This window comes from Anaeromyxobacter sp. Red801 (assembly GCF_049201065.2).
Classification (GTDB): domain Bacteria; phylum Myxococcota; class Myxococcia; order Myxococcales; family Anaeromyxobacteraceae; genus Anaeromyxobacter.
Genome location: NZ_CM181236.1, coordinates 2,283,074 through 2,308,829, shown reverse-complemented (window position 1 = coordinate 2,308,829; position 25,756 = coordinate 2,283,074). Strand labels below are relative to the sequence as shown.

The 25,756-nt window shown below is 75.5% G+C and carries 23 protein-coding genes; 15 read left to right on the top strand and 8 right to left on the bottom strand.

Annotated features, from left to right (window positions below):
* The first annotated feature begins 31 nt into the window (after nt 1-31).
* The 10 genes from carB (at nt 32) to ACOQFB_RS10565 (ending at nt 12,299) form a co-directional block, all read left to right on the top strand.
* Nucleotides 32-3,265 (top strand): carbamoyl-phosphate synthase large subunit, encoded by a 3,234-nt coding sequence (gene carB / locus ACOQFB_RS10610; RefSeq protein ID WP_059437134.1) that lies wholly within the window; start codon nt 32-34, stop codon nt 3,263-3,265.
* Nucleotides 3,266-3,392: 127 nt separating this feature from the next.
* A complete protein-coding gene (gene greA / locus ACOQFB_RS10605) occupies nt 3,393-3,893 on the top strand; it encodes a transcription elongation factor GreA (RefSeq protein WP_059437135.1) in 501 nt (166 codons plus the stop codon).
* A 27-nt stretch (nt 3,894-3,920) separates the two neighbouring features.
* Nucleotides 3,921-6,569, top strand: coding sequence for an ATP-dependent DNA helicase RecG (gene recG, locus ACOQFB_RS10600; protein ID WP_421610818.1), 2,649 nt, complete (start codon nt 3,921-3,923; stop codon nt 6,567-6,569).
* A gap of 123 nt (nt 6,570-6,692) precedes the next feature.
* The gene (locus ACOQFB_RS10595) at nt 6,693-7,289 is read left to right on the top strand and encodes a protein-L-isoaspartate(D-aspartate) O-methyltransferase (RefSeq protein WP_421610823.1); all 597 of its coding nucleotides are present in this window, start codon (nt 6,693-6,695) and stop codon (nt 7,287-7,289) included.
* A 10-nt stretch (nt 7,290-7,299) separates the two neighbouring features.
* A complete protein-coding gene (locus tag ACOQFB_RS10590) occupies nt 7,300-7,842 on the top strand; it encodes a hypothetical protein (RefSeq protein ID WP_059437136.1) in 543 nt (180 codons plus the stop codon).
* Nucleotides 7,843-7,892: 50 nt separating this feature from the next.
* Entirely contained in the window at nt 7,893-9,098 is a 1,206-nt protein-coding gene (locus ACOQFB_RS10585) for an aminotransferase class I/II-fold pyridoxal phosphate-dependent enzyme (protein WP_059437137.1), read from the top strand.
* Nucleotides 9,099-9,100: 2 nt separating this feature from the next.
* Nucleotides 9,101-10,459, top strand: coding sequence for a threonine synthase (gene thrC / locus ACOQFB_RS10580; RefSeq protein WP_421610819.1), 1,359 nt, complete (start codon nt 9,101-9,103; stop codon nt 10,457-10,459).
* Nucleotides 10,460-10,470: 11 nt separating this feature from the next.
* On the top strand, nt 10,471-10,851 hold the full coding sequence (locus ACOQFB_RS10575; RefSeq protein ID WP_059437139.1) for a hypothetical protein: 381 nt from the start codon (nt 10,471-10,473) through the stop codon (nt 10,849-10,851).
* Entirely contained in the window at nt 10,848-11,504 is a 657-nt protein-coding gene (gene tmk, locus ACOQFB_RS10570; RefSeq protein WP_059437140.1) for a dTMP kinase, read from the top strand. The genes ACOQFB_RS10575 and tmk overlap by 4 nt, the downstream gene beginning before the upstream one ends.
* Nucleotides 11,505-11,546: 42 nt before the next feature.
* The gene (locus ACOQFB_RS10565; RefSeq protein ID WP_059437141.1) at nt 11,547-12,299 is read left to right on the top strand and encodes a competence/damage-inducible protein A; all 753 of its coding nucleotides are present in this window, start codon (nt 11,547-11,549) and stop codon (nt 12,297-12,299) included.
* 10 nt (nt 12,300-12,309) lie between these two features.
* Here the strand turns inward: ACOQFB_RS10565 and ACOQFB_RS10560 are convergent, their stop codons facing one another.
* The gene (locus ACOQFB_RS10560; RefSeq protein WP_232287460.1) at nt 12,310-12,483 is read right to left on the bottom strand and encodes a hypothetical protein; all 174 of its coding nucleotides are present in this window, start codon (nt 12,481-12,483) and stop codon (nt 12,310-12,312) included.
* 98 nt (nt 12,484-12,581) lie between these two features.
* Between ACOQFB_RS10560 and ACOQFB_RS10555 the strand changes: the two genes are divergently transcribed.
* A complete protein-coding gene (locus ACOQFB_RS10555) occupies nt 12,582-13,436 on the top strand; it encodes a c-type cytochrome (RefSeq protein ID WP_059437142.1) in 855 nt (284 codons plus the stop codon).
* Here ACOQFB_RS10555 and ACOQFB_RS10550 read toward each other — a convergent pair.
* On the bottom strand, nt 13,433-13,831 hold the full coding sequence (locus tag ACOQFB_RS10550) for a hypothetical protein (RefSeq protein ID WP_059437143.1): 399 nt from the start codon (nt 13,829-13,831) through the stop codon (nt 13,433-13,435). The two genes, ACOQFB_RS10555 and ACOQFB_RS10550, sit on opposite strands and share 4 nt — an antisense overlap.
* A gap of 160 nt (nt 13,832-13,991) precedes the next feature.
* On the opposite strand from ACOQFB_RS10550, the gene ACOQFB_RS10545 reads away from it, so the two are divergent.
* Complete coding sequence (locus tag ACOQFB_RS10545; protein ID WP_421610820.1) at nt 13,992-14,855, top strand: acyl-CoA desaturase; 864 nt, start codon at nt 13,992-13,994, stop codon at nt 14,853-14,855.
* Between the two features lie 13 nt (nt 14,856-14,868).
* Here ACOQFB_RS10545 and ACOQFB_RS10540 read toward each other — a convergent pair whose 3' ends face one another.
* Nucleotides 14,869-15,819 (bottom strand): lysophospholipid acyltransferase family protein, encoded by a 951-nt coding sequence (locus ACOQFB_RS10540; protein WP_421610821.1) that lies wholly within the window; start codon nt 15,817-15,819, stop codon nt 14,869-14,871.
* 485 nt (nt 15,820-16,304) lie between these two features.
* Here ACOQFB_RS10540 and mutL point away from each other — a divergent pair, with 485 nt between their 5' ends.
* The 3 genes from mutL to ACOQFB_RS10525 all read left to right on the top strand — a co-directional run bounded on the left by mutL (nt 16,305) and on the right by ACOQFB_RS10525 (nt 19,392).
* Entirely contained in the window at nt 16,305-18,143 is a 1,839-nt protein-coding gene (gene mutL / locus ACOQFB_RS10535) for a DNA mismatch repair endonuclease MutL (RefSeq protein ID WP_059439249.1), read from the top strand.
* A gap of 462 nt (nt 18,144-18,605) precedes the next feature.
* Complete coding sequence (locus ACOQFB_RS10530) at nt 18,606-18,776, top strand: hypothetical protein (RefSeq protein WP_421610822.1); 171 nt, start codon at nt 18,606-18,608, stop codon at nt 18,774-18,776.
* Between the two features lie 82 nt (nt 18,777-18,858).
* On the top strand, nt 18,859-19,392 hold the full coding sequence (locus tag ACOQFB_RS10525; RefSeq protein ID WP_059439251.1) for a hypothetical protein: 534 nt from the start codon (nt 18,859-18,861) through the stop codon (nt 19,390-19,392).
* On the opposite strand, the gene ACOQFB_RS10520 is transcribed toward ACOQFB_RS10525, so the two are convergent.
* The 5 genes from ACOQFB_RS10520 to ACOQFB_RS10500 form a co-directional block, all read right to left on the bottom strand.
* On the bottom strand, nt 19,389-19,955 hold the full coding sequence (locus ACOQFB_RS10520; protein WP_059439252.1) for a hypothetical protein: 567 nt from the start codon (nt 19,953-19,955) through the stop codon (nt 19,389-19,391). The genes ACOQFB_RS10525 and ACOQFB_RS10520 overlap by 4 nt on opposite strands.
* Nucleotides 19,952-21,778, bottom strand: a complete 1,827-nt coding sequence (locus tag ACOQFB_RS10515; protein ID WP_059439253.1) for a sigma 54-interacting transcriptional regulator — start codon at nt 21,776-21,778, stop codon at nt 19,952-19,954. The genes ACOQFB_RS10520 and ACOQFB_RS10515 overlap by 4 nt, the downstream gene beginning before the upstream one ends.
* 6 nt (nt 21,779-21,784) lie before the next feature.
* Nucleotides 21,785-22,639 carry a tetratricopeptide repeat protein gene (locus ACOQFB_RS10510; RefSeq protein ID WP_011420766.1) on the bottom strand — a complete coding sequence of 285 codons (855 nt, stop codon included), beginning with the start codon at nt 22,637-22,639 and terminating at the stop codon, nt 21,785-21,787.
* Nucleotides 22,636-24,429: a protein kinase domain-containing protein gene (locus tag ACOQFB_RS10505; RefSeq protein WP_494492580.1), complete on the bottom strand. Its 1,794-nt coding sequence runs from the start codon at nt 24,427-24,429 to the stop codon at nt 22,636-22,638. Before ACOQFB_RS10505 ends, ACOQFB_RS10510 begins: the two co-directional genes overlap by 4 nt.
* 221 nt (nt 24,430-24,650) lie before the next feature.
* Complete coding sequence (locus ACOQFB_RS10500) at nt 24,651-25,703, bottom strand: NAD-dependent epimerase/dehydratase family protein (protein WP_421611014.1); 1,053 nt, start codon at nt 25,701-25,703, stop codon at nt 24,651-24,653.
* Nucleotides 25,704-25,756: the final 53 nt, after the last annotated feature.

Sequence of the window (25,756 nt, the reverse complement as noted above, 5' to 3'; positions counted from 1 at the left end):
GGCGGGGCGGTGTGTGCTAGGTTCCGCGCCCATGCCGCGCCGCACGGACATCAAGAAGATCATGATCGTGGGCTCCGGGCCGATCGTCATCGGCCAGGCCTGCGAGTTCGACTACTCGGGCACCCAGGCGTGCAAGGCCTTGAAGGAGGAGGGGTACGAGGTCGTGCTCCTCAACTCCAACCCGGCCACCATCATGACCGACCCGGGGTTCGCCGACCGGACCTACGTCGAGCCCATCACCCCGGAGACCGCCGAGCTGATCCTGGCGCGCGAGAAGCCGGACGTGCTGCTCCCGACGCTGGGCGGCCAGACGGCGCTCAACCTGGCGGTGGCGCTCGCCCGGAACGGCGCGCTGGCGCGCCACGGCGTGGAGCTGATCGGCGCGTCGCTCGAGGCCATCGAGAAGGCCGAGGACCGGCTCCTGTTCAAGGAGGCGATGGAGCGCGTCGGGGTGGAGCTGCCCAAGAGCGGCTACGCCACCAGCTGGGAGGAGGCGCGGGCCATCGCCCGCGACATCGGCTTCCCCATCATCATCCGCCCGAGCTTCACCATGGGCGGCGAGGGCGGCGGCGTCGCCTACAACCTCGAGGAGTTCGAGCCGCTGGCGCGGCGCGCGCTCACGCTCTCCCCGACGCACACGATCCTCTGCGAGGAGTCGATCATCGGGTGGAAGGAGTACGAGCTCGAGGTGATGCGCGACCGGAAGGACAACGTCGTCATCATCTGCTCGATCGAGAACTTCGACCCGATGGGCGTGCACACGGGCGACTCGATCACGGTCGCGCCGGCCCAGACGCTCACCGACAAGGAGTACCAGCGGATGCGCGAGGCGGGCCTGCGCATCATCCGCGAGATCGGCGTCGAGACCGGCGGGTCCAACATCCAGTTCGGCGTGCACCCGAAGACCGGGCGCATGGTGGTCATCGAGATGAACCCGCGCGTGTCGCGGTCGTCCGCGCTCGCGTCCAAGGCCACCGGCTTCCCCATCGCCAAGATCGCCGCGAAGCTCGCGGTGGGCTACACGCTCGACGAGATCAAGAACGACATCACCCGCTACACGCCGGCCTCCTTCGAGCCGACCATCGACTACGTGGTAACGAAGGTGCCGCGCTTCGCCTTCGAGAAGTTCCGCGGCGCCGACGACACGCTCACCACGCAGATGAAGTCGGTGGGCGAGGTGATGGCCATCGGCCGGACCTTCCAGGAGTCGCTCCAGAAGGCCATCCGCGGCCTGGAGATCGACCGCTGCGGCCTGGAGTCGCCGCTCGGCAAGCGCCCGGGCGACGCCTACGCGCCGGACGAGGTGGAGCGGGTCCGCGCCGAGGCGCGCGTGCCGCGCGCGCACCGGCTGTTCTGGCTGGCGGAGTGCTTCCGCGCCGGCCTCGGCGTGGACGACGTGCACGGGATCACCCACGTGGACCCGTGGTTCCTGCGCGAGGTGGAGGAGCTCGTCGCCACCGAGCGGACGCTGGCCCGCGGCGTCCCCGCCACCGCCGAGGCGTTCCGCGCGGTGAAGCGGATGGGCTTCTCCGACAAGCGCATCGCGCAGCTCGCCGGCCGCAAGGAGGCCGAGGTCCGCGAGGCGCGCCACGCGCTCGGCGTCCGCCCGGTGTTCAAGCGCGTGGACACCTGCGCGGCCGAGTTCGAGGCCTACACGCCCTACCTCTACTCGACCTACGAGGAGGAGTGCGAGGCGGCCCCGACCGACCGGCCCAAGGTGATGATCCTGGGCGGCGGCCCGAACCGCATCGGGCAGGGCATCGAGTTCGACTACTGCTGCGTGCACGCGTCGTTCGCGCTGTCCAAGGCCGGGTTCGAGACCATCATGGTCAACTGCAACCCGGAGACGGTCTCGACCGACTACGACACCTCCGATCGCCTCTACTTCGAGCCGCTCACGCTCGAGGACGTGCTCGAGATCGTGCACGTCGAGAAGCCGAAGGGGCTCATCGTCCAGTACGGCGGCCAGACGCCGCTCAAGCTGGCGGTGCCGCTCCACGCGCTCGGCGTGCCCATCTTCGGCACCGCCCCGGACGCCATCGACCGCGCCGAGGACCGCGAGCGCTTCGCCGCGCTCATCGAGAAGCTCGGGCTCCGGCAGCCGCGGAACGGCGTCGCGCGCAGCGCCGACGAGGCGTTCGCGGTGGCGCACCGCATCGGCTACCCGGCCATGGTCCGCCCGTCCTACGTGCTGGGCGGCCGCGCCATGGAGGTCGTCTACGACGACCGCGACCTCGAGACCTACCTGCGCGAGGCGGTGCAGGCCTCCAACGAGCGCCCGGTGCTCATCGACCGCTTCCTCAAGGACGCGGCCGAGGTGGACGTGGACGTGGTCTCGGACGGCCGCGACGTCACCGTGGGCGGCGTGATGGAGCACATCGAGGAGGCCGGCATCCACTCCGGCGACTCCGCCTGCGCGCTCCCGCCGTACAGCCTGCGCCCCGAGCACGTGGCCGAGATCGAGCGCCAGTCGGTGGCGATGGCGCGCGAGCTGGGCGTGGTCGGCCTGATGAACGTGCAGTTCGCCATCCAGGGCGACGACATCTACGTCCTCGAGGTGAACCCGCGCGCGAGCCGCACCGTGCCGTTCGTGGGCAAGGCCACCGGCCTGCCGCTCGCGAAGGCGGGCGCGCTCTGCATGGTGGGCAAGACGCTGGCCGAGGCCGGCGTGTCCTCGGCGCGGCGGCCGCGGCACACCTCGGTGAAGGAGGCGGTGTTCCCGTTCGCGCGCTTCCGCGGGGTGGACACCGTCCTCGGCCCGGAGATGAAGTCCACCGGCGAGGTGATGGGCGTCTCCGACGACTTCTACCGCGCGTTCTTCAAGGCGCAGGCGGCCGCGGGCAACGCGCTGCCGGCGACCGGCGAGGGGCGGCGCGCGTTCGTCTCGGTGCGCGACGCCGACAAGCCCGCGGTGGTGGACATCGCCCGGCGGCTCGCGAAGCTCGGGTTCGAGGTGCTCGCGACCACCGGCACCGCCGCGTTCCTGGCCGGGCACGGCCTCGAGACCACCCGCGTGCGCAAGGTGAACGAGGGCCGGCCGTCGATCGTGGACCGCATCATCGACGGCGACGTGCACTTCGTGGTGAACACCACCGCCGGCAAGCAGGAGATCGCCGACAGCTACTCCATCCGGCGCGAGACGCTGATGAAGGGGCTGCCGTACTTCACGACGCTCACCGGCGCGCGCGCGGCGGTCGGCGCCATGGAGGCCGCGCGGGGCGGCGCGCCCTCGGTGCGCACCATCCAGGAGTACCACGGGGGCTGACGGCGGGGCCGGGGGCGGCCGCTGGATCGTTGACACGGCCTCCGCGGCGCTCTAGTGAAGGAGAGGAACGCGGCCGCTCCGGGCATCTCCGGGGTCGGCCGTCCTCGTTTTTCGGGAAGGTGAAACGATGCAGCGCGTCCCCATGACCAAGGGCGGCCTCGTCCGGCTGAAGGATGAGCTGAGGCGGCTCAAGAGCGTCGAGCGTCCCAAGATCGTGAAGGAGATCGCGGAGGCGCGCGCGCACGGGGATCTCTCCGAGAACGCCGAGTACCACGCGGCCAAGGAGAAGCAGAGCCACATCGAGGGCCGCATCGCGCAGGTGGAGCACTGGATCGCCAGCGCCGAGGTCATCGACGTCACCAAGCACGCCGGCGACCGCGTGGTGTTCGGCGCGACCGTCTCGCTCGAGGACACCGAGTCGGGCGACCAGGTGACGTACCGCATCGTGGGCGAGCTGGAGGCCGACCTGAAGCAGGGCAAGATCTCGGTCACCAGCCCGATCGCGCGCGCGCTCATCGGGCGCAGCGAGGGCGACACGGTGGTGGTCCGCTCGCCCGGCGGCGAGAAGGAGTACGAGATCCAGTCGATCGCGTTCGTGGAGGAGGAGCTGCCGACGGAGTCCGAGTAGTCGGACCCGGCTGGTAGCCTCGCCGCCGTGGAGCGCAAGCAGGGCGGCCCGGCGGATCCGCGCCAGGAGGGAGACCTCCCGGGCGCCGCGGCGGCCCGTGCGCTCGAGGCGCTCCTGCCGCCGCTCCGGTTCGCGGTGAAGGACGGCTTCGCCGGCGCGTCCCGGCTCGCCGGCTTCGGCGAGACGGTGCACGGCGCGGTCGCGCGCGCCCGCGCGGCCGGGGCCGGCGACTCCCCGGCGCTGCGCCGGCTGGAGCTGGAGGCGGAGGGCTTCGACGCGCTCCCGCTCGCCGCCCGCCGCAAGGCGCTGGCGCGCATCGCCGCCGACCTCGCCGCGCTCATCCCGGTCCCCGAGGAGCTGCGCGCGCTCGCGCGCGCCGCGCGCGTGGAGGCCGAGGCCCGGCCCGGGGGCGCCCCGCCGCCGCCCGCCGCAAAGGCCCCGCCGCTGGCCGCAAAGGCCCCGCCGCTGGCCGCAAAGGCCCCGCCGCCGGTCGCGGAAGCCGCCCCGCGCCCGCCGCTCGCGCCCGATCCGCCCTGGCATCCGCTCCCCGACGCGCGCACGCCGGAGGAGCGCGCCGCCCGCCGCCGGCGCCTCGCCACGCGCCTCGCCGACCTGCCGCGGGTCCACCCGGCGCCGCGCGCGCTGCTGGAGGAGCGCGGGCGCGAGACGGTCGAGGCGGCCCTGGAGCTGTGGCCGCGCGCCTACCAGGACCGCACCGCGCTGCGCCGCATCTCCGAGCTGCGGGTGGGGGACGAGGCGACGGTGCTCGGGACCGTGGCCCACGTGCGCGTCCAGCGGATGCGGAACGGCCGGCCGCTGCTCAAGGTGGGCGTGCAGGAGGGCGGCTCGGCGCTGGAGCTCGTCTTCTTCAACCCGCCGCCCTGGCGGCTGAAGCAGTTCGCGGCGGGCGAGTCGCTGCTCTGCTCCGGCAAGGTCACCGAGGGCTTCGGCGCGCGGCGGCAGATGAGCCAGCCGGAGGTGGAGAAGGTCCAGGCCGGCGACTCCGCGAACTTCGGCCGGATCGTGCCGGTGTACCCGGGCCCCGCCGACTACCAGCACCCCGCGCTCCGCAAGCTGATGAAGCGGCTGGTGGACGAGCTCGCGCCGGCGGCGGTGGACGACGTGCCGGCGGAGATCCGCGCCCGCCGGGCGCTCGCCGGCCGCGCCGAGGCGCTGCGCGACGCGCACTTCCCGCCGCCCGGCACCGACCCGCTCCGCGCGGCCGAGCGGGTCACCCCCGCGTTCCGGCGGCTCGTGTTCGAGGAGCTGTTCTTCCTGCAGCTCGCGCTCGCCATGCGGCGGCGCGGCGTCCGCGCCGAGGCCGGGATCGCGTTCGACGCCTCGCCGGCGGCGCTGGCCCGCGCGGTCGAGCCGCTGCCGTTCCGGCTGACCGGCGCCCAGGAGCGCGCGCTCGCGGAGATCGCCCGGGACATGGCGGAGCCCGAGCCCATGAACCGCCTGCTGCAGGGCGACGTGGGCAGCGGCAAGACCGCGGTCGCGTTCGCCGCGATGATGCTGGCGGTGCGGTCGGGCTGGCAGGCGGCGCTGATGGTGCCGACCGAGATCCTGGCCGAGCAGCACGCGCGCACGCTGTCGCGCTGGCTGGAGGGGCGCGGGGTCGAGGTGGCGCTGGTGGGCGCGAGCGCGCGCGGCAAGGCGCAGCGCGAGGCGCGCGCGGCGGTGGCGGAGGGCAGGGCGCGCATCGCGGTGGGGACGCACGCGCTGCTGGAGCAGGCGGTGGGGTTCGAGCGGCTCGGCCTGGTGGTGGTGGACGAGCAGCACCGCTTCGGCGTGATGCAGCGGGCCTCGCTCATCTCCAAGGGGCGCCGGCCCGACGTGCTGGTCATGACCGCCACGCCCATCCCCCGCACGCTGGCCCTCGCGTTCTACGGCGACCTCGACCAGTCCAAGATCTCCGAGCTGCCGCCGGGCCGCACCCCGGTGACCACGCGGCTGTTCGGCGACTCGCAGCGGAAGGCGGCCTACGCGCTCGCGCGCGGCGAGCTGGAGGCGGGCCGCCAGGTGTACGTGGTCTACCCGCTGGTGGAGGAGTCGGAGAAGACCGACCTCGCCGACGCGACCACCGGCGCGACCGAGCTGGCGAAGGTGTTCCCGGGCCACGAGATCGGGCTGCTGCACGGGCGGATGAAGCCGGAGGAGAAGCAGCGGGTCATGGACCGCTTCCGCGCGGGCGAGCTCCAGGTGCTGGTGGCGACCACCGTCATCGAGGTGGGCGTGGACGTGCCGAACGCGAGCGTCATGATCGTCGAGCACGCCGAGCGCTTCGGCCTGTCGCAGCTCCACCAGCTCCGGGGGAGGGTGGGGCGCGGCGCGGCGAAGAGCTTCTGCCTGCTGCTCGCGCACTTCCGGCGCGCCGGCGACGAGGCGCGCGAGCGGCTGCGGGCCATGGAGGAGACGCAGGACGGCTTCGAGATCGCGCGGGTGGACCTGCGCATCCGCGGCCCCGGCGAGCTGCTCGGCACCCGGCAGTCCGGGCAGAAGCTGCTCGACGTCGCCGACCTGTACCGCGACGAGGCCATCCTGGAGGAGGCGCGCGAGGAGGCGTTCGGCCTGGTGGAGCGCGACCCGGACCTCGCCCGCCCGGAGCACGCGGCCGCGCGCGAGGCGCTGGCCGGCCGCTGGGCGGGGCGGCTCTCGCTGGCGCAGGTGGGCTAGCGCGGGCGGCCGACCCCGGCGGGCTCGCCCAGGCGGACGGCGGCGGCGCGCCACCTCGCGGGCGCGGCGCGGGAGTGCCTAGCATCGGGCGTGAGCAGGGAGCTCGCCGCCTGGCTCGGCCACATGGGCATCCGCGACCGGCGCGTCCTCGACGCGATCGCGGAGCTCGACCGCGCGCGCTTCGTGCCGCCCTACCTCTCGGCCGAGGCCTACGCCGACCGGCCGCTGCCCATCGGCTTCGGCCAGACCATCTCGCAGCCGTTCGTGGTCGCGTTCATGACCGAGGCGCTCGAGCTCGACGGCGGCGAGCGGGTCCTCGAGGTCGGGACCGGCTCCGGCTACCAGACCGCGCTGCTGGCGCGGCTCGCCGGCGAGGTCTGGTCGGTGGAGATCGTCCCCGAGCTGGCGGCGCGCGCGCGGGCGCTGCTGCTCGAGGACCTCGGCCTCGGGAACGTCCACCTGCGCGAGGGCGACGGCGCGCTGGGCTGGCCGGAGGCCGCGCCGTTCGACCGCATCCTGGTCACCGCCGCGGCGCCGCGGGTGCCGCCGCCGCTCCGGGCGCAGCTCGCGCCGGGCGGACGGATGGTGCTGCCGGTGGGTGAGGCGGAGTCGGAGCAGGTGCTCCGCGTGCTGGAGCGCGCCGCGGACGGGATCGAGGAGATCGAGGACGTCCTCCCCGTCCGCTTCGTCCCGCTCACGCACCTCCCGCCTGCGGTATGATCCCGCCCGCATGATCGTCTGCCCCGTGTGCGACCACCCGCAGGCCCTCGGCTCCGAGTGCGAGGTGTGCGGCAAGCGCCTCGCCGTCCACGGCGTGGCGGGCGACGAGGTGCCGCCGCTCGACGGCCTCGAGCCGACGCTGTTCCCGGCGGTCCAGGCGCAGGACGACAGCGTGCCCGGGCTGGAGCCGACGCGGGTGGGGGAGGCGACGCTCCCGCCGGCGCCGCCGGACGGGCTGGCGGAGGCCCTCGAGCCGACGCGCACGGCGCCGGTGGAGGTGGAGGTCGCCCCGACGCCGGACGTCGAGCGGACCGGGGCGGAGCTCCCCGAGGCGGAGCGCACGCAGCTGCCCGTGTTCGTGACGTGCCGCTACTGCCGGACGCCGGCGATGCCCGGCGAGCGGCTCTGCGGTCGCTGCGGGATGCGCCTGCCGGTCGCCGGCGCCGCGCCCGCCGAGGCCGGTCCGGCCGGCCGGCGCTGCGGCTGCGGCGCCTGGGTGACCTCGGGGCCATGCCCCGCTTGCGGGGCACGCGCCCCCGTCACGGCCGGGTAGCTCGGCGCTTGCCATTCGGCGCAGGTCCCGGCAAATTGGCGGGTCCCGCCATGAAGACCTTCAACGACCCCGAGGCCTTTGCGCGCGTCAAGCGCCTGCCGCCGTACGTCTTCACCGTCACCGACCGCCTGCGCGACGAGGCCATCGCACGCGGCGTGGACGTGGTGGACTTCTCCATGGGCAATCCGGACGGCGCCACGCCGGACCGGATCGTGGAGCGGCTGCGCAGCGCCGTCGGCGACTCGAAGCTGCACCGGTACCTGAACCCGCGCGGCCTGCCCGAGCTGCGGGCGTCGGTGTCGCGCTGGTGGAAGCGGCGCCACGGCGTCGAGGTCGATCCGGAGCGCGAGGTGCTCGTCACCATCGGCTCGAAGGAGGGCATCGGGCACGCCCTCATCGCCATGCTCTCCGAGGGCGACACGGTCCTCGCGCCCGCGCCGACCTATCCCATCCACGCGTTCGGCGCGGTGCTGGCCGGCGCCGAGTCGCTGCCGGTGGCGGTGGGCCCGGGCGTGGACTTCTTCGAGTCGCTGGTGGCCGCGGCGGAGCGGGCCGAGAAGCGGCCGAAGGGCCTGGTGGTGAACTTCCCCGCGAACCCGACCGCGGCGGTGGCCACCCAGGAGCTGTTCGAGAAGATCGTCCGGTTCGCCGAGGCGCGGGACATGTTCATCGTGTCCGACCTGGCCTACTGCGACATCGTCTTCGACGGCCCGAAGGCGCCGTCGATGCTGGCGGTGCCGGGCGCGCGCGACCGCACGCTCGAGTTCATGTCGCTGTCGAAGAGCTACAACATGCCGGGCTGGCGCGTCGGCTTCTGCGCCGGCAACCCGGCGCTGGTGGCCGCGGCGGCGCGGGTGAAGAGCTACCTCGACTACGGCCTGTTCGGCGCGGTGCAGGCGGCCGCCATGACCGCGCTCGACGAGTGCGACGACGAGGTGGTGAAGATCCGCGAGAAGTACCGGGTCCGCCGCGACGCGCTGGTCCGCCACTTCGGCGCGGCCGGCTGGCAGGTGCCGGCGCCGGCCGCCTCGATGTTCGCCTGGGCGCCCATCCCCGAGCCGTTCCGCCCGCTCGGCTCGCTCGAGTTCTGCAAGCGCCTCATCGACGAGGCCGGCGTGGCCGTCGCCCCGGGCATCGGCTTCGGCCCGGCCGGCGAGGGCAGCGTCCGCATCGCGCTCATCGTGGACGAGCCGCGCGTGCAGCTCGCCGCCGAGCGGATCGAGAAGTTCCTCAAGAAGGGCCCGGGCGGGCGGTAGCGATGGCCGCGCCCGCGTTCTCGTCCTGGTTCCGCTGCGCGGACGGCTGCGACTTCCGCGCCGAGCTCACCGAGGTGGTGTACGAGTGCCCGCGCTGCGGCGGGCTGCTCGAGGTCGAGCACGACCGCGCCGCGCTCGCGACGCGGAGCGCCGCCGAGTGGAAGGCGCTGTTCGACGGGCGCTTCAAGCTGGGCGCCTGGCCCTACGGCTCCGGCGTGTGGGGCAAGAAGGAGTGGGTCTACCCGGGGATCGCCGACGGGAACGTGGTCTCGATGTTCGAGGGCGGCAGCCCGCTGCTCCGCATCGACCGCTACGCCCGCGAGCTGGGCCTCGACGACGTGTGGCTGAAGGAGTGCGGGGTCACGCACACCGGGTCGTTCAAGGACCTGGGCATGACGGTGCTCGTCTCCGCGGTGAAGGAGATGCGGGCGCGCGGCGCCGCGGTCCGCGCGGTCGCCTGCGCCTCGACCGGCGACACCTCGGCCGCGCTCTCCGCCTACTGCGCGGCGGCCGGCATCCCCAGCGTGGTGCTGCTGCCGCGCGGCAAGATCTCCACCGCGCAGCTCGTCCAGCCCATCTCCAACGGCGCGCTGGTGCTCGAGCTCGACACCGACTTCGACGGCTGCATGCAGGTGGTGAAGCAGCTCAGCCGCACGAAGGACATCTACCTCGCGAACTCGATGAACTCGCTGCGCATCGAGGGGCAGAAGACCGCCTCCGTCGAGATCGCGCAGCAGCTCGGCTGGACCTCGCCGGACTGGATCGTGATCCCGGGCGGCAACCTGGGCAACGCGAGCGCGGTGGGGAAGGGCTTCCTGCTCATGAAGGAGCTGGGGCTGGTGGACCGGCTCCCGCGCCTGGTGGTCGCGCAGGCGGAGCACGCGAATCCGCTCTGGCGGGCCACCACCGGCGCCGGGGTGAAGCCCACCGCCGGGGTGACGGTCGAGCCGCTCGCCGCGCGGAAGACGCTCGCGTCCGCCATCCAGATCGGCGCCCCGGTGTCGGCGCGCCGCGCGCTGCGGGCCCTGGAGGCGCTCGACGGCGTGGTGGAGCAGGCGAGCGAGCAGGAGCTCGCCGACGCGGCCGCGCGCGCGGACCGGGCCGGCATGTTCACCTGCCCGCACACCGGCGTGGCGCTCGCGGCGCTCGAGAAGCTCGCCGCCCGCGGGGTGGTGAGGAAGGGCGAGCGGGTGGTGGTGATCTCCACCGCGCACGGCCTCAAGTTCTCCGACTTCAAGGTCGGCTACCACGACCAGACCTTGCCCGGCATCCGCGCCGGGCTGCCCAACCCGGCCGTCCAGCTCCCCGCCACGCTCGGCGCGGTCCAGGACGCGATTGCCGGCCGCTTCGGGCGAGGGTAGAACGCCGGGCCATGAGCACCGCCACGCCCACCCACCCCGGCCCGGAGACCGGCGCGCTGCGCGCCGAGCACGACGCGCTCGCGAAGCAGCTGGAGGTGCGCCGGTCCATCGACGTGGCCCGGCGCGGCGCCTACGAGATCTTCGCCGGCCTCATCGCCGTGGGCGCGTCCATCGCGCTCGCCTGGGACCGCTGGGGCAAGCTCAAGCCCGGCATGGTCCGCAAGGTGGCGAAGGGCCCGCCGGTGTTCCTGTACCTGGCCATGGCGGCGGCGCTGGTGCTGCTCGCGCTCGCCATCCGCTCCTTCCTGCGCGCCCGCCGGCTGATGCGCGAGGAGGACGCGCTGTACGTGCGCTTCCGCGCGCTGCGCGAGACGCTGAGGCTGGACCCGTGAGCGCGGCGGGCGGCGGGCGGGGACGTCCGGCCGCTCGCGGCCGCTTCGTCGTCGTCGAGGGGCTCGACGGCGCCGGCACCACCACGCAGGCGCGGCTGCTCGGCGAGCGGCTCCGCGCCGACGGCCGCACCGCCCACGTCACCGCCGAGCCGTCCGGCGGGCCGGTGGGCGCGCTCGTGCGCCAGGTGCTGACGCGGCGCGTGGCCGGCGGCGGGGGCGCGGACTTCGACCCGCACGCGCTGGCGCTGCTGTTCGCGGCGGATCGCCGGGACCACCGGGCGGTCGAGATCGACCCGAAGCTCGCCGCCGGCATCGACGTCGTCTCCGACCGCTACACGCTCTCCTCGCTCGCCTACCAGGGCGCGGCGCTGGGCGAGATGGAGTGGGTCCGCCAGGTGAACGCGGCGGCGGGCCCGCCGGACGCGACGCTGTTCCTCCGGGTGCGGCCCGAGGTCGCGCTCCGGCGCCGGCGCGCCGCCTCGCTCGACCGCGAGATCTACGAGGTCGGCGCGTTCCAGCGGAAGGTGGCCGCCGAGTACGACCGCGCCATCGCGCTGCTGCGCCAGGCCGGGGAGACCGTCATCGAGATCGACGGCGAGCGCCCGGTGGAGGCGGTGGCAGCCGCGGTGTGGGCGGCCGCCTCGACCCTGTAGCCGGCTGGCGTCCGCGCGCGGGACGGGTTACGGGAGGGGGCGATGCCCCGCACGCCCACCGCCGCCCTCGTCGTCGTCGGCAACGAGGTCCTCTCCGCCAAGGTCCAGGACGAGAACGGACCGTTCACCGCGCGCCGGCTGCGCGAGCTGGGCGTGGAGCTGGTCACCATCCGGACCGTGCGCGACCGGGTGGACGAGGTCTCCGCCGCGGTGGCGGCGCTCCACCCCGAGGTGGACTGGGTGTTCACCTCGGGCGGGGTGGGGCCGACGCACGACGACATCACCGTGCGCGCGGTGGCGGAGGCGCTCGGCAGGCCCATGCACCGCTCGCCGGCGCTGGTCGAGACCATCCGCGCGCTGCACCGCCGCGCCCACCCGGGCGCCGAGCCGCCCGAGGCGGCGCTGCGCATGGCCGACGTGCCCGAGGGGACGAAGCTGCTCGGGGACGAGGGCTACCCGACGCTCGCGCTCGAGAACGTGGTGATGCTCCCGGGCGTGCCGCAGTTCTACCGGCACCAGTTCGAGCGCATCGCGCACCTGCTCCAGGCGCCGCCGTTCCGGCTCGCGTGCGTGTACCTGTCGGCGGGCGAGGGCGAGATCGCGCCCGCGCTCGACGCGGTGGCGGCGGCGCACCCGGCGGTCGAGATCGGCAGCTACCCGCGCTTCGACGCCGGGGCCGACCACCGTGTGAAGGTGACGCTGGAGGCGAAGGACGCGGCCCGGGTGGAGGCGGCCCTGCGCGCGCTGCTGGCGGCGCTGCCGGCCGGCTCGATCCTGCGGACCGAGGGGCCGTGACGGCCCCGGCCTACAGCTCGTACTTGTCGATCTTGCCGGCGCCCTGGAGGATCTCCAGCGCGCCCTTGGTGGCCTTCTCCTTGTCCGTCCCCTGGAGCTTCACCACCAGTGGGGCGGCCGGGCCGGCCTGCGTGGGGGGCGGGTAGACCGTCACCGCCCACGAGTCGCCGAGATCCTTGTCCACGTGTACCCGGCATTCCGTGCTTCCGATGAACGCGCGTGCCATGCTGAGTTCGCTCCGAGAGGTCGTCGGGAGCCGGGAACATAGCCCAAACGAGCCCCATGAGAAAGCCGACCGTTCTGCTCCTCGTCCTGGCCGCATGCTCGTCCGGACCCCGCCTCCCGCACGTCACGCCCAGTGAGACCGAGGTCGAGGTGCGCGGCGCGGTGAAGGGCGGCCCGTACCCGCTCGGCCGGGCCGAGCTGGCCGCGCTGCCGCAGCGGTCGGTGCGCGGCCTCGACCCGGAGTCGGGCCGGGCGGCGACCTGGGAAGGCACCGCGCTCGCCGCGCTGGTGAGCGATCGCGTGGAGCGGACCCGGGGCGCGGACGTGGTGATCGTGCGGACCCGCGACCGCCGCGCCGTCCCCGTCCCGCTGACCCTGGTCCGGCAGCTCCAGCCGGTGCTGGCGGATCGCGCCGACGGCCAGCCGCTCCCGGAGCGCGTCATCGCCTGGCCCACCTTCGACCAGCGCGGCCTCGAGACCGATCCGCGCGCGCGGCTCTGGTGGGCGCGCGGCGTGGTGGCGCTCGAGCTCGCGAACTCGTTCACCACCTACGGCCGCGCCCTGGCGGTCCCGGACGGCGCCGCCGACGGCGCGCGCCTCGGCGCGGATCGCTTCGGCGCGCGCTGCATCGGCTGCCACCGCGTGCGCAAGGCGGGCGGCGAGGCCGGGCCGAACCTCTCGCGCCTCACCGACCGGATGACCGCGGACGCGCTCTACGCGCGGATGCGGGCGGGCCACCCGGGCTGGTCGGACGGGCCGGAGGATCCGGGCCCGGCGGCGGCGCGCCAGGTGTGGAGCTTCCTGCGCGCGGTGGCCGCGTTCGAGGGGACGGGCGCCGCCGAGGAGCCCGGGCCGCCGGAGAAGGATCCCGTCGAGGAGGAGCGGCGCCGGGAGCGGCCGCCCCGTCCCTAGACCGCCCAGATGTAGCCGATGCGCACGCCGACCAGCTCGGCGATCTGCTTCGCGACCTGGCGCCCGTCGCGCCCCGCCACCCACCGCGGTAGCACCACGTGGAACTCGCCGCCGGCGAGCTCGGCGGCGGAGGAGAAGAGCTGCCAGCGGCTCGCCACCTCCTCGAGCGCCACCGGGCCGGGCGAGAGCACGTCGAGGAACACCGGCTTCGGCGCCTCGCAGAACAGGCTGGGGCGGTGGTCGCGCATGGCGCCGTGGATCACGTCGGGCGTGTCCCAGCCCGGCAGATCGGCGCGCACGCCGGCGTAGCCCGCGAGCGGGAGCGTCTCCGCCATCAGCCGGATGAAGGCCTCCTTCTGAACGTCGACCTCGGGCTCGACGGTCTGCTCCAGCATGGCGGCTCCCCCGTCCGGACGGCCGGCCGCCGGCGACGCGCGCCGACCGCCCGGATCACACTCTGGGGCCGCGCGTCGCGGGGGGCATCCCCCGCCGCCGGGCGAGCGCACGGATCGCGGTGACGCACCGGTGACAGCGGCCCGCCAAGCTCCGGGGCTCATGTCGCGCGACCCCGACCGCATCGACTGGCTGCCGTCGCTCCCGTTCTTCGCCGCGCACCTCGTGGCGCTGGCCACGCCGTGGCTCGCGCCGTTCGAGTGGCGCTGGGGCGCGCTCGCCGCCGCGCTGTACGCGGTGCGCATGTTCGCGGTGACCGCCGGGTACCACCGCTACTTCTCGCACCGCAGCTACCGCACCTCGCGCGCGTTCCAGCTCGTGCTCGCGGTGCTCGGCGCGAGCGCGGCGCAGAAGGGCCCGCTCTGGTGGGCCGCCCACCACCGCGACCACCACCGCCACTCCGACGGGCCGGAGGACGTCCACTCGCCGCTGGAGCGGGGCTTCTGGTGGAGCCACGTCGGCTGGATCCTCTCGCGCCGCCACCACGAGACGAAGCTCGACCGCGTGCGCGACCTCGCGCGCTACCCGGAGCTGCGCTGGATCGACCGCCACCACCTCGTCCCCCCGGCGGCGCTCGCCACCGGGCTGTTCCTGGCGGGCGGCCTGCCGGCGCTCCTGTGGGGCTTCTTCGTCTCCACCGTGGCGCTCTGGCACGGCACGTTCGTCATCAACTCGCTCGCGCACGTGTTCGGGCGCCGCCGCTACGCCACCGACGACGGCTCGCGCAACAGCCTGGTGCTGGCGCTCGTGACGCTCGGCGAGGGCTGGCACAACAACCACCACTTCTACGCGGCGAGCGCGCGGCAGGGCTTCTTCTGGTGGGAGCTCGATCTCTCCTGGTACGCGCTGCGCGCGCTCGCCGCGCTGCGCGTGGTCCGCGACCTGAAGGTCCCGCCGCCGCAGGTCCGCCTCGCGCACCTCCGCACGGCCGCGCCGCCGCCCGCGGTGCGCGCCGAGGCGCTGTGACCTCGCCCGCGCGCTACAGGAACACCGAGCCGCGCGCGGCCACGTCCTCGTCCAGCATCGCCTGGAGCGTGGCGCGCACCGTCTCCGCCAGCTCGCCCACCCGCGCCGCGTCCTCCGCGTCCGCCGGCGAGCGGCCGGCGAGCGCGATGGGCGGGCCGAAGCGGAGCGACCAGCGCGAGGGCAAAGGCAGCATCGCCGCCGGCGCCAGCCGGAGGAGCGGGCTCGCGGTGAGCAGCGGCAGCCCGAGCCGGTCCGCCAGCCAGCCCGTGCGCGAGATGCCCGGCGCCGCCTCCTCGCTGCCCACGATGGCGCAGGGGACGAGGGTCGCGCCGGCGCGCAGCGCCACCTTCACGAAGCCGCCGCGGCCGAACCGCTGCAGCCGGTAGCGCTCGCTCCACGGCTTCCGGGCGCCGGCGCTCCCCTCCGGGAACACGCCCAGCGCGCCGCCGTCCTGCAGGATGCGCCCCGCCGCCTCGGGCGTGGCGCGCACGGCGCCCAGCCGCACCGCCAGGCCGCCCAGCACCGGCAGGTCGCACTCGCGGTCGTCGAGGAGCGGGCGGAGGTCCCGGCGCGCCGGGTGATCGCGGCGCAGCGCGTGGCGCAGCACCAGCGCGTCCCAGGGGACCACCCCGGCGTGGTTCGCGACCACCATCACCGGGCCGCTCGCCGGCACGTGCTCCGCGTCGCGCACCGCGGTGCGCCACCAGGTGGCGTACAGCAGCTCGACGAGCGGCTCGGCGCGCTCCGCCAGCCGCGGGTCCATCCCGTGGCGGTCGAGCCGCTCGGGCGGCTCGAGCAGCCTCGCCAGGTCGAGCGCGGCGCCCAGCCTCGCCGCCACCGCGGGGGCGAGCCGGGCCGCGGCCTCGGTCACCTCGCGGCGCGCCCCGGCCAGCCCGGCGCGCGCGGCGAGGTCGCCCAGCCGCGCCTCCAGGCCGTCGAGCGCCGAGTCCAGCCGCCGCTCCACGTCGGCGAGCCGCGCCTGCGCGCCGGTGCGGTCGGCCGGGAGCCTCCGGGTGCGCTCCGGGGCGCGGGCCGGCGTCTCCGGCGGCGCGGGCGAGGGTGCGGGTGCGGGTGCGGGTACGGGTACGGCGGCGGGCGGGGCGGCGGCGGCCGGCGTCGGCGCGGGTGCCGGCTCCGGGGGCGCCGGCGCGAGCGCAGGCGCCGGGAGCGGAGCGGGTGGAGGGGGCGGTGGCCCGGCGGAGGCGGCGGGGGAGGGCGACGCGGCGGGCGCGCGCGGCGCCGCACCCCGGGTGAACGGGTCGTTGCCGAGCACCGGCCGGGGGGCCGCCGGCGCGGCGCCGGCCGGGCGCGCGGGCGCGCGGCGACCCGTGGCCTTCCTCTTGCCGGTCCCTCCCGCCATCGCGTCCACATAGACGCACGCGGCCGCGGGCGTCAAACGTTCGCTGGGGGGAGCCGCCGCGTCGGATCGCCGTGGTACGAACGGGCGCCATGCCGCGCATCCACGTCCTGCCGCCCGGGCTCGTCAACCAGATCGCCGCGGGCGAGGTGGTCGAGCGGCCGGCCTCCATCGTCAAGGAGCTGGTCGAGAACGCGCTCGACGCCGGCGCGACCGCCATCGGCGTGGACGTGGAGGAGGGCGGGCTCGCGCTGGTGCGGGTGGCGGACGACGGCTCGGGCATGGACCGGGACGACGCGCTGCTCGCGCTGGAGCGACACGCCACCAGCAAGCTGCGCGACGCCCAGGGGCTCGCCGCCATCGGGACCATGGGGTTCCGGGGCGAGGCGGTGCCGGCCATCGCGTCGGTCTCGCGCTTCCGCCTCGACACCTCGCCCGGCGACGACGGCGCCGGGACGCGCGTCGAGCTCGAGGGCGGCGTGCTGGGCGAGGTGGCGCCGGTGGCCCGCCCGCGCGGCACCACCGTCGAGGTCCGCGACCTGTTCTTCAACACGCCGGCGCGGCGCAAGTTCATGCGCGCGGCGTCCACCGAGGCCGGGCACGTCTCCGAGGCGGTGATCCGGCTGGCGCTGGCGCGCCCGGACGTCGGGTTCACGCTCCGCTCCGGCGGCCGGCTGGTGCTCGGCGCGCGCGCAGGCGGTGGGCTGGCGGACCGCGCCGGCCAGGCGCTGGGGCGGGAGGCGCACCGGCACCTGCTCCCGGTGGACGCCCGCCGCGGCGACGTGCGCGTGCACGGCCTCGTCTGCTCGCCCGATCACTCCGAGGCGACCGGCCGGGCGCTCTACCTGTTCGTGAACGGGCGCTACGTGCGCGATCGGTCCGCCGCGCACGCGGTGCTCCGCGCGTTCGCCGGGACGCTGCCGCCCGGGCGCCACCCCGCCGGCGTCCTGTTCGTGGAGCTGCCGCTGGACCGGGTGGACGTGAACGTGCACCCGCAGAAGCTGGAGGTGCGGTTCGCCGAGGGGCGCGAGGTGTTCGACGCCCTGTTCCACACCGTCGCCGGCGCGCTCCGGACCGCGCCGTGGCTGCGCGCGCGCCCGCAGGCCGCGCCCGCGGGCGACGGCGTTCCGGGGGGGGCCGGCGGCGAGGCGGCCCCGGTGCCGGTTCCGGTGGCCGGCGAGGAGGCCGCCGAGGTGCTGGCCTGGGCGCGCGCGGCCCGGCCGCCGGAGGGCAGCGGGGCGACGCTCGTCCAGCCTGCCCCGGGCGCCTGGGCGACGGGCCGGCTGGCCTTCCCGATCGCGCCCGCACCGGACGCCGGGCCGGACGCGGCGCCGCGGCCGGAGGGGTACTTCGCCGGGCTGCGCTACGTGGGGCAGCACGCGCGGACGTACCTGCTCTGCGAGGCGCCCGGCGGGACGCTGGTCGTCATCGATCAGCACGCCAGCCACGAGCGGATGCTGTTCCACCGCCTCCGGGAGGCGTTCCGGGCGCGCCGCATCCCGGTGCAGCCGTTCCTGCTCCCGCAGGTCGTGACGCTCCCGCCCGCCGCGGCGCGCGCGCTCGAGTCCGGGCTCGCGGAGCTGGGGCGGCTCGGCTTCGACGCGGAGCCGTTCGGCGGCGAGGCGTTCGCGGTGAAGGGCGCGCCGGCGGCGCTGGCCGGGGTGGATCTGACCGCGCTGCTCACCGATCTCGGCAGCCAGCTCGCGGAGGTGGAGCGCGGCAGCGCGGTGGACGACGCGTTCCACGACCTGCTCGCCACCATGGCCTGCCACGCGGCGGTGCGCGCGAACCAGGACGTCTCGCCGGAGGAGGCGCGCGCGCTGCTCGACGGGCTCGACGCCATCGACTTCAAGGCGCGCTGCCCGCACGGCCGGCCGGTGGTGTTCGAGCTCTCGCTCGCCGACCTGGAGCGCCGCGTCGGCCGCCGCTAGGGCGCCGCAGGGTTCAGGGGTCGGGGGAAAGGGGCAGCTCTCGGCGCGGCTGGAGTCGAATCCGAGGTGTGCGAGCGTACCGCGCCGAGAGCGTCCCAGCGGTGAAGCGCGCGATCGGAGCCTGGAAAGGGGGGGGAATCCAGGGACCGCCGCAGCGTTACCGCACGCCCCATAAGCAATCGCCGTGCCCCGGAACGGGGGCCAAGAAGTCGAGGAATTCAGGCGACTTTACCGGGCCGGCGCCGCCCCTGCGGGCGGCCTGGCCTTTCAATTCTGCAGCGCCCATTGCAGAGGTGAAATCCTGGGACGCCGGAACGGGTGCGGCAGCATCCCTTGCGCCGGAGGGCTGAAGAAAGCTCCGTCTCGCGCGAGGTGTGCGCGGACGCGCACGCGGGAGCGCCCGGAACGGCAGGAAAATCCGTCTGCGCGCGATCGGCACCGCGGATGCAAACACCCGCGGGCGTGCAGGGCACGATCACAGGCAAGGACGTGATCCGTCACTCGTTCACGATCCTCCGGCTCTGGGGGCCGACGGTGTACCTGCGCTGCCTCCGCGCGATGGTGAGCGGGCGGCGCTGCACGTTCCTGGGCGTGGTCGCCGGCGAGCCGCCGCACGCGCCGCGGGCCGGCTAGCGGGCGCGCGCGCCGGGCCGCCCGGCCGCCGGCGGGAAGAAGCGGGTGGACGCCCCCCCGCCCCTTTGGCAGAGTCCGGCGCGTGCCGCCCCCGCGTGACCCGCGCTACCGCCCGTTCCGGCTGGCCCTCTGGGCGCTCTACTTCACCGTCATCGCGATCGCGCTCGCGGTGGTGCTCACCAGCATCGTGCGGAACCTGCGCGGGCCGCACCGCCCCGCCGCCACCGGCGCGCTCCCCACCCGCGCCGCGCTGCGCGTGTGCGTGACCGAGCTCGAGGCGCTGCACGCCGAGCAGAACCACCGGGCCTGGCGCCTGGCGGACGAGGTGGGCGAGGGCGACGCCATCGCGCGCTGGGAGATCTGGGCGCGCGAGTGGGAGCAGCGGGTGGACGACCTCGCCGACCGCTGCCGGCTGGACGCCCGCGATCCGGACCCGCAGGGCTTCGGCGGGCGCGAGGAGCTGGCGCGCGCCCGCGAGGCCGTCCTCCAGGTGCACCGGGCCTACCGGGCCCAGGTGAACCGGTTCGCCCAGGAGGAGGCGGACCTGGCCCGGCGCGCCGCGCAGGCGCTGCGCCAGGCGCAGGAGGCGGTCTCGAGGCCGCCGGAGCGCGGCTAGGGGCAGCCGTCCGTCCCCGGCACCAGCAGGAACGTCCAGCGGTACACCTGCGTCTCGAACCCCGGGGCGGCGCTCCGGTTCGGCAGCGCGGCCTCGTCGGCCGGCGCGTAGAAGTTGTTCGACACCACCAGCTCCACCACGTGGACCGTCCCGGCGGTCCGCGGCGCGTGCTGGTAGGGCAGGAACGTGAACGGCGAGGGATCGCGGGTGAGGACGGTCTGATCGGCGCTCGCCGGCACCGACTCCTGCCGCACCCACGAGGCGCCGCCCTGGGTCGGCTGGTAGTCCACGAACCAGCGGACCTCGACCTGCTCGAGCGTGTTCGTGTCGAGGAGCTGCGCCAGGAGCTCGTACCGCGGCTCGGCGCCGGCGCAGTCGGCCGGCACGGTCACGAGCGGCACGCCCGCCGCGGGCACGCCGTTCACGGTGATGCCGTCGGCCAGGATGCGCGGGGGCGTGATGGTGCCGCCCTTGGGATAGTCGGGGAGCGGCTGCGGGAGCGGGCAGCCGGCCAGCGCCAGCGCGAGCGCGCCCAGGGCCGCGGCCAAGCGGGGACGGTTCACGCCTCGGTCTCCTCGTCGTCCGGCGGCAGGACCTGGCCGCGCCGCTCGGCCTCGAGCTTCTCGAGGTGGCGGAACACGGTGCGCGGGTCCACGCCCAGGTCCTTCGCGGTCTTGGTGCGGTTCCCGGCGTTCCGCTCCAGCACCTCGTTGATGTACCGCTTCTGGAACTCCTCCTTGGCCTGGGCCAGCGGGAGGATGGGCTCGAGGATCTCCGGGCGCAGGTCGAGGTCCTCGGCCGACACCAGCGCGCGGTCGGCCAGCACCACCGCCTTCTTCACGCGGTTCTCGAGCTCGCGGATGTTGCCCGGCCAGGCGTACTTCCGCATGGCCACGAGCGCGCCGGGCGTGAACCCGCGCACCCGCGCGGCGAACTCCTTCGCGTACTTCTGCAGGAAGTACTTGCCGATCACCACCACGTCCTCGCCGCGATCGCGGAGCGGGGGCAGGTGGATGGCGACCACGTTGAGCCGGTAGTAGAGGTCCTCGCGGAACGTGCCCTTGCGGATCTCCTCCTCGAGCACGCGGTTGGTGGCGGCCACCACCCGCAGGTCCACCGCCTCCGGGCGGTTGTCGCCCACCTTGGTGACGGCGCGATCCTGCAGCGCCCGCAGGATCTTCACCTGCAGCGCCAGCGGCATGTCGCCGATCTCGTCGAGGAACAGCGTGCCGCCGTGGGCCGCCTGGAACTTGCCCATGCGCGTGGCCACCGCGCCGGTGAACGCGCCCTTCACGTGGCCGAACAGCTCGGACTCGAGCAGCGCCTCGGGGATCGCGCCGCAGTTCACCGCCACGAACGGCCCGCTCGCGCGCGTGGAGCGGCGGTGGATCTCCCGGGCCACCACCTCCTTGCCGGTGCCGGTCTCGCCGGACACCAGCACCGAGATGTCGGTCCCGGCCACCTTGTCGATGCGCCGGTAGACCTCGCGCATGGACGCGCCGGCGCCGATGAGGTCGCCGTACTGCCGCGAGGCCACCGCCTCCTTGAGGGAGAGGTTCTCGCGGCGCAGCGAGTCGAGCAGCATGGCGTTCTGCACCAGCAGCGACGCCTGCGCGGCGAACGGGGCGAGCAGCTCGAGGGCGCGCTCGTCGAACAGCGAGACCACGTTGTCGTTGCCGAGGTAGATGACGCCGAACACCTCGCCCTTCTGCATGAGCGGGGCGCACATCACCGAGCACAGCTTCAGGTTCACCACCGAGGTCGAGCCCGACCACTCCGAGTCGTGCAGCGCGTCGGCCACCACCAGCGCGCGGCGGGTCTCGACCACGCGCCGGATGATCGAGTCGGAGACCCGCTCCACCGCGCCCTCGATGGTCTCGCGCGCCACGTTGCGCGCGGCGCGGACGCTCATCTCCCCGTCCTCGAGCAGGATCAGGAAGCCCTTGTCCGCGTGCGTGACCTCGAGCAGCGCGTCCATCAGCTCGTCCAGCAGCCGGTTCAGGTCGGTCGCCCCGAGGAGCCGCTCGGAGAAGCGCACCAGCGTCTCCAGCGCCTGGAGCCGCTGGCCGGCGATGGGCCGGGCCGAGGGCAGGGGCGTGCGCGCCACCGCCTCGAAGGTGAGCTCGGTGCCGGCCACCCGGATCCGGTCGCCGGGCCCCAGGCGCCAGGCGCCCCGCCGCTTGCCGTTCACGGTCATGTCGGAGCGGTCGTGGGCGGCGGCGTTGTAGTCCTTCCCGTCGAAGTGGATGTGCAGCGCGGTGGCGGGCAGGGCCGGGTCCTCCACCGCCACGTCGTTCTCCGGATCGCGGCCCACGCTGGTGATGCGCTTCACCAGCGCCACCTCGCGCTCGGAGCCGTCCGGTCCTCTCACGATGAGCGTGGCCACGGGTCCCTAGTACCTCCACTCGAGCTTGAGCGACGCGCCGGCCGGCTCGCCGCCGGGCGCCATCTCGGTCTCGACGATGGGGACGAAGTGCCGGTGGGCGTCCCAGACCCCGTAGCCGTACAGCGCCCAGAACATCGCGGCCGACACGTACTTCACCACCTCGACGTTCCGGAGCACGCGGCGGTCCGAGTCGCTGTAGGGCGGGTTCGAGCAGCCGGGCTGGCCGGAGGTGCAGGTGCGGGTGCGGTCGTCGGCGAGCTGGTTGTGGATGACGATGGCCGCGATGTTCACCGCGCCGAGCGCGATCTGGCCGGCCGCGATGGCGGTGCCCTTGGCCCGGTCGCCGTTCTGGAACTGCCCGGCGCCGAACGGCATCCAGTTGAACAGGTACAGGCGCTCCTGCACCCGCACCACCTTGGTGGGCGGCCCGGTGCGCAGCTGCTCCTCGCTCAGCAGCCGCCGCTTGGCCTCGTCGGCCAGCCGCTGCTGCTCGCGGAGCGCCCGGCGCCGCTCGCGCAGGGGCGCCAGCGCCGGCTCGTGCTCCTTCTTCACCCGGTCGAAGAACTCCACGATGGCGGGCGGCACCAGGAACGGGTCGAGCGCGTAGTCGGGGTCGTGCGAGAGCAGGTTCACGAACGCGGCGCGCGCCGCGGGGAGGTCGCCCAGGTTGAACTCGGAGATGCCGAGCATCCGGTACGCCTCGACCGCCTCGTCGTCGGTGAGCGCCGGATCCCCGGCGAGCATCTGGCGCAGCGCCCCGGCGGCGTCGCCGTACGCGCCGAACTCGAAGCGGTCCTTGGCCCGCTTCAGCTCGGGGGGCGCGAGCAGCGAGAGCGCCAGCAGCAGGGGGATCGCGTTCACGGGGACTCCTGGGCCTGCGTCGCCGCCACGGTCACCTCTCCGCCGGCGCGGAGCTTCACGTCGAGCGTGCGGGCGGGCGCGCCCGCCAGGTCGAGCAGGATGCGCGCCGGCGCCTCGTAGGGGCTCTCGCCGCCGGCCGGGACGGCGACCAGGAACGGCGCCCGCTGCGACTCGCCGGCGGTGCCCACCAGCCGGCCGTCCAGGTAGACGCGGGTGGCGGGATCGCCCTCGACGCGCAGCCGGGCCGGGCGGGGCTCGAGCGGCACGCGCAGCTCGCCCTGGCGCGCGGCCTCCTCGGCGGAGATGCGCCGCACGAACGGCGAGCAGCAGGCGTGCTCGACCTGGATGACGTGCGGGCCCGGCGCGAGCTCGAAGCGGACGAGCTGCTGGTCGTGCGCGACCTCGACGCCGTCGAGGAGCGCGCGCTGCGCGTAGGGGCGGACGTGGACCGTGAACGGGACGGCCGCGGCCGCCGCGTGCGGCGCGGCGGCCGGGGTCGCGCCGCCGGCCGCGGGGGCGCCCTGGGCGCCGGCGGGCGCGCGCGCGGGGGGCGCAGCGGGCCCGGTCGCGGTCGCCGGCGCCGGGGCGGGCGCGGGCTCCGGCGCGGCGCGGGCCACGGCGGGCGGCGGTCGCGCGGGCGCGGGCGCGAGGGCGGCCCGCAGCCGCGGCCCGACCGTCAGCGCGAGCGCGCCGCCCACTGCCAGCGCCGCGAGCGCGCCGCCGGCGACGGCGGCGGCCCGGCGCAGGCGCCGGCGGCGCGCCAGGCGCGCCAGCTTGGCCGGGACCTCGGCGTTGCCGGGGTCGATGGCGAGCACGCGGTCGTAGTACGCGAGCGCGCGCGCGGCGGCGCCCTCCTCGGCGGCCGCGTCGCCGAGGGCGACGAGCGCGGCGCCGGCGCGGGCCGGGAACGCGGCCTTCACCGCGGCCGGGTCGCGCAGGAGCGCGAGGAGCGCCTCGCCGGGCCGGTCGATCCCGACCTCCGCCAGGATCCGGTCCAGCGCGTCGCGCACCTCGACCATGCTGGCCGGGCGCTTCGCCGGATCGACCTGCAGGCAGCGCCGGATCAGCGCAGCGAGCGCGCCGGGCACGCGCGGGTCGGCCTGGCGCGGGTCCTCGAAGTCGCCCTCCAGCACGCGGCGCAGGATGGCGGTGGGGTTCGAGGCGGCGAACGGCAGCTTGCCGGTGGCGAGCCAGTACAGGATGGTGCCGAGCGAGAACACGTCGCTGCGCGCGTCGGCGTCGTGGCCCTCGACGATCTCCGGCGCCATGTGGTGCGGCGAGCCCACCAGCGCGCCCGTCATGGTCATGCGCTCGTCGGAGGCGAGGATCCGGGCGATGCCGAAGTCGGCGAGCTTCACCGAGGGCGGCTCGTCCTCGTGGACCAGCACGTTCTCCGGCTTGAGGTCGCGGTGGATGACGCCGGCCGCGTGCGCGTGCGCGAGCGCGTCGGCGAGCGTCCGCCCCACCAGCATGCCGAGCTCGGGGTAGCCGAAGCCGACCGCGGCCGCCCAGGCCCGCAGCGTGCGGCCGCGCACGAACTCGGTGACGAGGTAGCTCTCCACCGCCGCGTCGCCGGCGTAGTCGTAGATCTCGACGATGGAGGGGTGGGACAGGCGCGCCACCGCGCGCGCCTCGCGCGAGAAGCGGGCGCGCGAGTCGGGCGCGGAGGCGAGGTGCGGGTGGAGCAGCTTCACCGCCACCTCGCGGTCGAGCGCGGTGTCGCGGCCGCGGTACACCACCGCCATGCCGCCGCTCCCCACCTGCTCGAGGAGCTCGTACCGGCCCAGCATCCGGATCACCGCGGCGTCCCCCCGACGGCGGGGGTGCGCCGGTCCGGACGGAACGGGAGCGCGTTGCCTGCGACCACGTGCATCTGAGAGGGTTCCTGGGCGCCCGCCGCCGGCGCCGGATCACGACATCCGTGGCGGGGTGAGGGGCGCCACTATGACACGGCCGCCCGGGGCCGGCCACAAGTCGTCCACCGCGGTCAGGGGCGGGTTGGACGCGCCCCCTACCAGGCGGGCAGGGCGCCCGCCCCCGAGCCGGGGAGCAGGTGATCCGACACCAGGGCGCGCACCGTGTCCGGCATGGCCGCGGTCGAGATCGGGTGGCGCGGGCGCCAGCCGAGGGCCGCCAGCCGCGAGGTGTCGTAGTAGTGGTCCGCGCTCATCCAGTGGAGCGCCTCGCGCTCGATGCGCGGCACCAGCGCCGGGCCCACGCCGGTGCGCGACGAGAGCCGCCCCCAGCCGCGCGCGAGCCGCCCGTTGACGCGGGCGAGCAGCGCGCGATCCGGCACGTGGCGCACCAGCCAGAGCAGCGCCGAGGTGAGGCGCGGCGCGGTGGGGAGGATGCGGCCGGGCTCGTAGCCGAGCGCGGTCAGCGCGGCGGCGAGGTGCTCGGCGAGCGGGAGCGGCGCGTCGTCGGCCACGTTGAAGGCGCGGCCGCGCACCGCGCCGGCGTCGGGGTGCTCGAGGACGTGGACCACCGCGCGGGCGAGGTCGTCGAGGTGGAGCAGGTGCGCAACCGGGCCGCGCCGGATGATGGGCACGCGCCGCCGCCGCTGGTTGAAGAGCGCCACCAGCGCGAGCACGCGGAGCGGGCCGCCGCGCAGCGACGGACCGTAGAGGACCGTGGGGCGGAGCACCGTGAGCGGCGCCCCCTTGCGGAAGGCGGCCCAGCTCGCCTGCTCGGCCGCCCAGCGGACCCGCTCGTGCGCGGTGCGCGGCGCCTTCAGCTCGCCCTCGCGGCAGGGCAGGTTGCGGGGGCGGCCGTACACGCCGGCGGTGGAGACGTGGACCAGCCGCGCGGCGCCGGCCCGGCGCGCCAGCTCGGCGGCCGCGCGCGCCGCGCCGGCCTCCACCGCGATGCGGGCCGGCTCCGGGAGATCGCGTGGGGTCCGCACGCCGAGGTGCACGACCGCGCGGGCCGGCACGTCGCCCGCGCCGCGGAACCCCTCGGCGGACAGCGCCACCGGGCGCGGGCTCCAGCCGGCGCGCGCGAGCTCGGCCGCGACCGCGTCGGCCACGGCGCCGCCGGAGCCCGTGATGAGCGCCACCCCCGCCATGCCGCGAGTGTAACAGGGGCCCGGGGGGACCGCGCCGCCCCGGGCCCCATGGC